The sequence below is a fragment of the Streptomyces sp. NPDC004629 genome (assembly GCF_042873595.1).
In the GTDB taxonomy this organism is placed as follows: Bacteria; Actinomycetota; Actinomycetes; order Streptomycetales; family Streptomycetaceae; genus Streptomyces.
The window spans coordinates 1-7,543 of sequence record NZ_JBIALO010000071.1; the positions used below are offsets into that span (position 1 = coordinate 1).

General features: G+C 72.4%; 7 protein-coding genes. 2 read left to right on the forward strand and 5 right to left on the reverse strand.

All coding sequences use genetic code 11. From position 1 onward, the window contains the following. Positions 1-547 precede the first annotated feature (547 nt). The 5 genes from ACFYTE_RS41980 to ACFYTE_RS42000 all read right to left on the reverse strand — a co-directional run bounded on the left by ACFYTE_RS41980 (position 548) and on the right by ACFYTE_RS42000 (position 6,013). On the reverse strand, positions 548-1,738 hold the full coding sequence (locus ACFYTE_RS41980) for a hypothetical protein (protein WP_388722534.1): 1,191 nt from the start codon (positions 1,736-1,738) through the stop codon (positions 548-550). 30 nt (positions 1,739-1,768) lie between these two features. After that, positions 1,769-2,779, reverse strand: coding sequence for an NlpC/P60 family protein (locus tag ACFYTE_RS41985; RefSeq protein WP_388722536.1), 1,011 nt, complete (start codon positions 2,777-2,779; stop codon positions 1,769-1,771). A 368-nt stretch (positions 2,780-3,147) separates the two neighbouring features. Beyond that, entirely contained in the window at positions 3,148-4,182 is a 1,035-nt protein-coding gene (locus tag ACFYTE_RS41990; protein WP_388722538.1) for an NlpC/P60 family protein, read from the reverse strand. Positions 4,183-4,389: 207 nt separating this feature from the next. Beyond that, positions 4,390-5,733 (reverse strand): NYN domain-containing protein, encoded by a 1,344-nt coding sequence (locus tag ACFYTE_RS41995; RefSeq protein ID WP_388722540.1) that lies wholly within the window; start codon positions 5,731-5,733, stop codon positions 4,390-4,392. 40 nt (positions 5,734-5,773) lie between these two features. Continuing rightward, positions 5,774-6,013 carry a hypothetical protein gene (locus ACFYTE_RS42000; RefSeq protein WP_376536688.1) on the reverse strand — a complete coding sequence of 80 codons (240 nt, stop codon included), beginning with the start codon at positions 6,011-6,013 and terminating at the stop codon, positions 5,774-5,776. Between the two features lie 155 nt (positions 6,014-6,168). On the opposite strand from ACFYTE_RS42000, the gene ACFYTE_RS42005 reads away from it, so the two are divergent. Beyond that, positions 6,169-6,912 carry a rhomboid family intramembrane serine protease gene (locus ACFYTE_RS42005; RefSeq protein ID WP_388722542.1) on the forward strand — a complete coding sequence of 248 codons (744 nt, stop codon included), beginning with the start codon at positions 6,169-6,171 and terminating at the stop codon, positions 6,910-6,912. After that, entirely contained in the window at positions 6,909-7,190 is a 282-nt protein-coding gene (locus ACFYTE_RS42010; protein ID WP_388722544.1) for an Lrp/AsnC family transcriptional regulator, read from the forward strand. Before ACFYTE_RS42005 ends, ACFYTE_RS42010 begins: the two co-directional genes overlap by 4 nt. The last annotated feature ends 353 nt before the right edge of the window (positions 7,191-7,543 follow it).

Below are 7,543 nucleotides of genomic sequence, written 5' to 3' on the forward strand. Positions count from 1 at the left end.
ACCTCCACGGACGCACCGGATCTACCTCACCCGCCCCGGCATCACGCCTGACCAGCGCAAACCCAGCCACCACACTCGGTTTCGAGAAGCCCTCTTACGTTCCCGGCCATCCCGCGGCAGCCGCCCGGCCCGGCGGACCAGGCCGCCGTGCCGCGCCGCCGCCTCGACTTCCTGGAGATCCCCGCGCGCTTCTTCCACCGGGACGGCCGCCCGGTGGGCACGGAGGAGGCCGAGGGGTCATTCCGGCGAGCATGGCGCGGGTTGGTGGTGAGGCCGGTGAGCCCAGTGAGCGGTGAGGCCGATGAGGCCGGTGATTGAGGCCGGTGAGGCCAGTGAGGCCGGTGAGGCCCCGCCCATGAGGCATGAGGCCCATGAGGCCGGTGAAGCCGGTGAAGCCGGTGAAGCCGAGCGGGCCTGGTCGCGGGCGCCGTCGGCCGGTTCGCTCAGCCGAGCCGTCCCCGCGGGGCATGCCGGGGGCGGCCGTCGGTCGGTTCGCTCAGCCGAGCCATCCCCGCGGGCATGCCGCGGGCGCCGTCGGTCGGTTCGCTCAGCCGAGTTGGGTTCGCAGGTAGTCGCGCCACCGGTCGGTGAAGTCCCGCGGGCTCGTCCCGAGCACCCGGCGCAGCGCGTCCTCGACGGCGCCCGCCCGCCGCCCGTGCGCGCCGACGGCGCGGTAGAAGGCGTCGAGCCGGTCCTCGCCCCAGCGTGCGGCGATCATCCGGCAGGCCAGCCAGCCGCCCTCGTACGCCTGGGCGAGCCGCGCGGGGGCGCCGGTGAAGCCGAAGTCCCCGTCGGCCGGCAGGTCCGCCGGGACCCGCCCGGCGCGGACGGCGCGGGACAGCTCCGGCGCCGCCTGCGCCGGTGTGCGGCCCGTGCCCAGGTAGCCGATCCAGTCCGCGTACCCCTCGGACAGCCACAGCGGGGTGGCCGGGGTGGTGTGCGCGCGGGTGGCCACGTGGGTGGTCTCGTGGGTGAACACCACCTGCTTGCCGGCGTCGCCGAGAAGGGCGTACGCCTCCGGGTTGACCACGATCCGGTCCGCGGGGGCGCGGGCCGGGCCGCCCGCCTCGCCGGTGGTGACCGCGGCGATCCCCCGGTACGAGGAGGCCGGCGAGCCGAGCAGGCCGGCCATCCCGTCCAGGGTCCGCGGTACGAGCACGACGACCTGCCGGGTCCAGTCGGTGCCCCAGGCCGCGGACACGGCCGGGACCGCGCGGTCGGCGAGCCGGGCGTAGGCGTCGAGCGCCTGCGCGGACTGTCCGACCCCGAGCACCAGGCTGTGCGCGCCCGTGGCCGCCGACACGGCGCCCTGGTCCCACAGTTGCTGTCCGGCCTTCTTCGCGGGCCGGTCGGAGGCGACGTACCAGCGTCCGTCGGCGGTGCGGCCGAGGGCGAGGGTGCGCTCGGTGGTGACGGGGGCCCGGTCGTGGCCCCGGATCCGGTAGCTCAGCAGGGCCGCGGCGGTGACGGTGGCGCCGGTGTGCCGCAGGCCGGTCACCCGGTAGGTCCAGGACGCCAGCGGCACCGCGCGCAGGTTCGCGTAGGTGCCGCGGGCGCCCGTCGCGCCGTACGCCGTCTCGTCGTGCCGCAGGAGGGCCGCCGCGCGCCGGTCGAGCACCTGCTGCACCTCGGCCCGCGCCGGGTCGGCCGCCGTCCGGCCGCCGCATCCGGCCAGCGGGACGAGCAGCAGACACAGCGCGGCGGCTGCCGAGTGCCACCTCCGTCTGCGATCAGCCATCTGCCCGATCGTACGGCCCTGGGTACCCGGTCAGACCCGGGTGACCGAGGAGACGGGCATCATGCCCACCGGGTCGTAGCGCACCGGGGCGCCGGGGTGGGGCGCGTGGATCACCTGGCCGTTGCCCATGTACATGGCCACATGGCCGGCGTCGGAGCGGTAGACGACCAGATCACCGGGCCGCATCTGCGAGAACGGCACCTGCCGGCCGGCGTACCGCTGTTCCTGCGAGGTGCGCGGCAGCTGGACCCCGGCCTGCGCGTACGCCCACTGTGTCAGGCCCGAACAGTCGAAGCCGGCGGGCCCGTTGGCGCCCCAGACGTAGGGGCGTCCGAGGGCGGAGCGGGCGGCGGCGACGGCCGCGGCGGCACGGGCGTTCGGGGCGCCGATGTCCCGCAGGTCGGGCAGGTCGGCCCGGCCGTCGCGGGAGGCACGGTCGTAGGCGGCGCGCTGCGCGTACGGCAGGGAGTTGAGCAGTTCCCGTGCCGTGGCCAGCTTTCGCTCCACGGTCCGCTTGTGCGCGGCGACGGCCCTGCGGTTCTTCTCCAACTGGGCCAGCTTCCCGGCCGTCGCGGCCCGCTCCTGGGCGAGTTCACGCATGGCCGACTGGAGTTCCCGTAACCGGCCGGCCTGACGGGTGCCGATCCGGTCGATGGTGGTGGCCTTGTCGAGGTAGTCGCCCGGGTCGGCGGCGAAGAGCAGGGCGACCGTCGGGTCGATGCCGCCTGAGCGGTACTGGGCGCCGGCCAGCGACCCCAGTTCCTCCCGCATGGTGTTGATGCGCTGCTGCTGGCGGGCGATGTGGTCCTGCGCCTCGCGGACCTGCGCGCGCAGCTTCCCGGCCTGTTCGCCGGCCTTGTTGTAGGCCTCGGTCGCCTTCTCCGCCTCCCCGTAGAGGCGGTCCACCTCGGCGGGACCGTCGCCGTGCGGCGCGGCGCTCGCCGGTACGGCGCCCAGGGCGGCGGCGGCCGCGGACAGTACGCACAGGACGGTGGCGCCCCGGTCGAACCCGGATGGTGCAAGGCGGCGATGGGACCCCACGGAAGGCCGCACTCCTTCACCTCGTGACCGCTCGCTCGCCTGCGGGGCCGCGGCCGGCGGGCGGGAGCGGTCGCGTTCGGCCCTGCGGCCTGCGCGCCCTCGTCCCGCGGCACCGGCCCGCCCCACCGGCGCACGCGCGGCCGGCGGACGGTTGCCGTTCCCCTGAGCCGGGACGAGATGTCCCGGCCGTGGGGGAAACGCGGCAGACAGTAGCCGCGCAGGCGCCCGTCGGCCAAAGCCTTCCGGCGGGCGCACAACGGGACGCCCCGCCGCTGACGCAGGTCAACGGCGGGGCGAGGGGTCAGTTCCGGTTGTCGGGATTCGCCCGTTCGGGCGCTACGGAACCCGGGCCGGCGGGGGCGTACGGCTCAGATGCGGACGCCGAACTGGAACGGCATGTTGTTGATCGACTCGTAGCGGACGACCGTGCCGGTGCGCGGGGCGTGCAGCACCTGGCCGTTGCCCGCGTACAGGCCGACGTGGTGCTGGTCGCCGTAGAAGATCACCAGGTCGCCGACCTTGAGGTCGCTCTGGCTGTAGATGCGCTGACCGGCGTTGGCCTGGGCCTGCGAGGTGCGGGGTATGCCGACGCCGGCCTGCGCGTACGCCCAGGAGGTCAGGCCCGAGCAGTCGAAGGAGGACGGGCCGGTGGCGCCGTAGACGTACGGCGAGCCGATCTTGGACTGGGCGGCGGAGAAGGCGGCGGCGGCCCGGCCGGAGGCGGAGGTGGTGTTGCCGAGGTCGACACGCTCGGAGGCGGAGCGGTTGGCCCGTTCCTCCTTGGCGGCGAGGTCCGCCTTCTCCTTCGCCGTCAGGGTGTTGAGCAGCCGCTGCGCCTCGGCGAGCTTGCCCTGGACTTCCTTCTTCTTCTTGCCCAGCTCGGTGCGGGTGGCGGCGAGGTCCTTGAGCTTGTCGGTCGCCTCGGCCCGGTCCTGCGCGAGTTCGCGCTGCTTGTCCTGGATCTTCTTCAGGGCCTCGACCTGCTGGCCGCTCAACTGGTCGAGCGTGGACGCCTTGTCGAGGTAGTCGTCCGGGTCGGAGGACAGGAAGAGCTGGACGGAGGGGTCTATGCCGCCCGAGCGGTACTGTGCGCTGGCCATGGTGCCCAGGCCGTCGCGCAGCTTGTTCAGGTCTTCCTGGCCGCGGGCGACGTTGTCCTGGATGGTGGAGATCTCCTTCTGGAGCTTCTCCTGCTTCTCCTTGGCCCCGTTGTACTTCTCGGTGGCCTGCTCCGCCTGCTCGTAGAGCTTGTCGACCTTGGCCTTGACCTCGTCCTTGCTCAGCTTCTCACTGGGTGCCGCGTTGGCGGCCTGAGAGCTCAGGGCTACGGCAGCGGCGGCTGCGGTGGTCAGCACGGTCACGCGCGTGCGACTCGGCTGCTTCGGTCGACGATGGGACGCCACGGAGACGGGCTCCTTCTTTTGAGTGATCACCCGTGTGGAGGTTCGAGCCGACCCTAGTGACCCAGTTGTGATCAGTTCAAATCCTCAGGGGAAAAAATCGTTCACTCCCTGCATTCTTTGCCCACAACTCACATGCTGTGATGTCCACTTGACGCTACGTTGAGTGACACTTCCGCCAATTCGGGCATTACGGATGCGCGTTGACGTTCAGGACAATCGCCTGAGAAGCATCGCGGAAGCGACAGGCCGGGCACCCGCACGGGCGACGCCGTCGGCCACCTCGCGATCGGTCGAGGCGACGATGACCGGCCGGCCCGGCGGCTCGGCCCGCACCAGCTGGCGGATCAGCTCGTCGGCCGTCACACCCGGCTTGGAGAACAGCACCCGCACCCCGCGCGGCGGGGCGAGCAGCACCGGCGCGGCCAGCTCGGCGCCGTCGAAGACACACGTCACCTCGGCGCCGGTCTGCGCGGCGAGCTGCGAGAGCTGGCCGAGCAGCCGCAGCCGCTGCTTCTCCAGCGGCATCTGCGGATAGCCGGTCTTGGTGACGTTGTAGCCGTCGACCACCAAGTGCGCCTGCGGCAGGGCGAGTAGCTGGTCCAGGATCGCCGGGTCGTGTTCGGACAGCGCCCGCGCGGCGATGTCCTTCGGGGTCATCCGGCCCGGTTCCACCGCGTCCACGGTCTCGGCGGGCCGCACGGAGACCGGCGGCAGCGCCAGCTCACGGCGCAGCCCCTGGGCCGCCTCCAGCACGGTGTCGAGCAGCAGCCGCACCCGCATGTCCTCGACGCTGCGCCCCTCCCTGGCCGCCCTGCGGCTGGCCTCCAGGGCGGTCTCGACCTCCCCGAGACGGGCCTTGAGCCGCCGGGACTCGCTCTCGGCGGCCGAGACCTGCGCCTGCCCCTCGGCCCGCACCGCCTCGATCTCACCCTGGGCCTTGCGCAGGGCGGCGTCGCCCCGCTTCACGTCACTGAGGGCCGCGCGGAGCTTGCGGTGAAGCGATTCGGCTTCCCGCTTGGCCGAATCCAGCTCGACACGCAGCCGTTCGGTCTCGGCCCGGGTGTGGTCACGGACCCGTTCCAGCTCCACGCGCAGCCGCTCCAGCTCGGCCCGGCTCTCCTCGTCGGCGCGCTCGGCGTCCGCCCGCTGGACCTCCTCGCCGGCCGCGGCCACCAGCTTCACCCAGCCGGCCGGACGCAGAACATAGGCCGCGGCCGCCACGTCGAGCGGGTCCGCGGCCGGGGGCGGCGAGCCGGAGTCGAGGGCGCCGCAGAGTTCCGGCTGCGCCTCTCTGAGCTTCTCCCCGATGCGCTGCCGGAACAGCGTGTCGGTCTCCAGGGCGGCGGCCATCGCGTTGCCCGCGAACTTCGCCCGGCGATTCGGGGCGAACCGTGCATACTGCCGCAACTGGGCGGGCAGTTCACCGATCGTCAGACCGCCGAAGCCGTCCGACACGATCTGCACGACCCGGCGGCGCACGCCGTCGGGCAGCGGACGGTCAAGCACCTCGGCGGTGCCGTCGCCCGGCCCCCCGCCTGCGGTCTCCGCCATCCGTCACACCCCAATACCCGAGCGGGGCCGCCTCCTGCGCTCAGGAGTCGGCTCCCGGCCTGTCCACCAGTTCCACCTGGTCCACCGCGTTGCACCAGCGGCAGCGCACCGACTCGATGGTCTCACTGACCACCTCGCGCTCCTCGACCTTGGGCTCTCCGGCGAGGTCGAGATGGACGTACTCGACGACCTTCGAGGCGCGGGTCACATCGAAACGGGTGAGGTTGCCGCAGAGGGTGCAGCGCCATCGCGTCGTGGCGGTGGGCAGGGGAACCGGCATCGTGACTGTTCGCTTCCTTCCAGTGTCCGTGACGCGCCGTCCGCCCGGCGCGTGTGGCTCGTAACCCTACGGCCTGGCGGGTACTCGTCGCCCGTTCGTCCACGGCGGCGAGGCGATCTGTGCTACTGAGTGCCGTTACGTCATGCTCTGTGTTCATGATCAGCAACTGGAGCGCGACGGCCGGGCGGACCTTCAGAGCGGTCCGCAGCTCGTCGGCGCCGATGACGCACGTCCTGATCGCCCTGTGCTGCCTGATCTTCCTGATCGGGCCCGCGTCCGGGTTCAATCCGGCGTACGGCACCGGTGACGAGCTGCTGGCCGCGCAGCGGGCGTACTTCCGGCGCTGGGGCGTCGTGCCCGCGAACCTGTTCGACGGCCCGGCCGGGGAGGCGCTCACCCCCGCCACGGCGCTGTTCGTGCACGGCAGCTGGGTGCATCTGCTCGGCAACATGCTGTTCCTCTACGTCTTCGGGGTGATGACCGAGGAACGGATGGGGCGCGTGCGGTTCACCCTGTTCTACGTCGGCTGCGGCTATCTGGCGCTGATCGGCTACGCGGCCGCCAACGCCGCCTCCCAGCAGTCCCTGGTCGGCGCCTCCGGGGCGATCTCCGCGGTCCTCGGGGCGTGCCTGTTCCTGTTCCCCGGCGCCCGTGTCACCAGTCTCCTCCCCTTCCTGTTCTTCCTCCCGCTGCGCTTCCCCGCCTGGGTCGTGCTGCCCTTCTGGGCGGGCCTTCAGTGGGTGGCGGCGCGGCAGGCCACCCAGGGGCCCGGGGTGGCGTACCTGGCCCATCTGGTGGGCTTCTCGCTGGGCTTCGTCTTCGCGTGGGTGCAGTTCGGGCGTCGGGCTAGAGTGAAGGCCGCCCCAGCTCCGGCTCCCGAGGGAGAAAACCAGCCGTGATCACCGCGATCGTGCTCATCAAGACCAGCGTGGACCGGATTCCCGAGATCGCCGAGCAGATCGCCGCGCTGGACAATGTCAGCGAGGTCTTCTCGGTCACCGGCACCTACGATCTGATCGCCATGGTCCGGGTCGGCCGGCACGAGGACCTGGCCGAGGTCATCCCCGGTCGCATCAGCAAGATCCGGGGCGTGGAGGCCACGGACACGCATGTGGCTTTCCGCACCTATTCTCAGCACGACCTGGAAGCGGCGTTCGCTCTGGGGCTGGACAACTAGGCGCTCCGCTGGTTGCGCCGCGATGTGCCGTCCGTCGGCTGCGGCGTCGTGGTGGTTGATCCCGCGTCCCCCTCCGGGGCGGCTGCCGTCCGTCGAGTGCGGCCACATCGTGGTTGATCGCGCGCCCCCCCTCTGGGGCGGCTGCCGGCCGTCGAGTGCGGCCACATCGTGGCTGATCGCGCCGTTCCCCGCGCCCCTTCAGGGGCGGCTGCCAGCCGTCGGCCGCCGCGCCGTCGTGGCTGATCGCGCCGTTCCCCGCGCCCCCGTTATCTTTTTCGCGGTCCTGCAAGAGGGCCGCTGGCCTCCGGGCCCGGCATGACTGTGTCCCCCTGTCGAAGGCATGACCTGGGGGG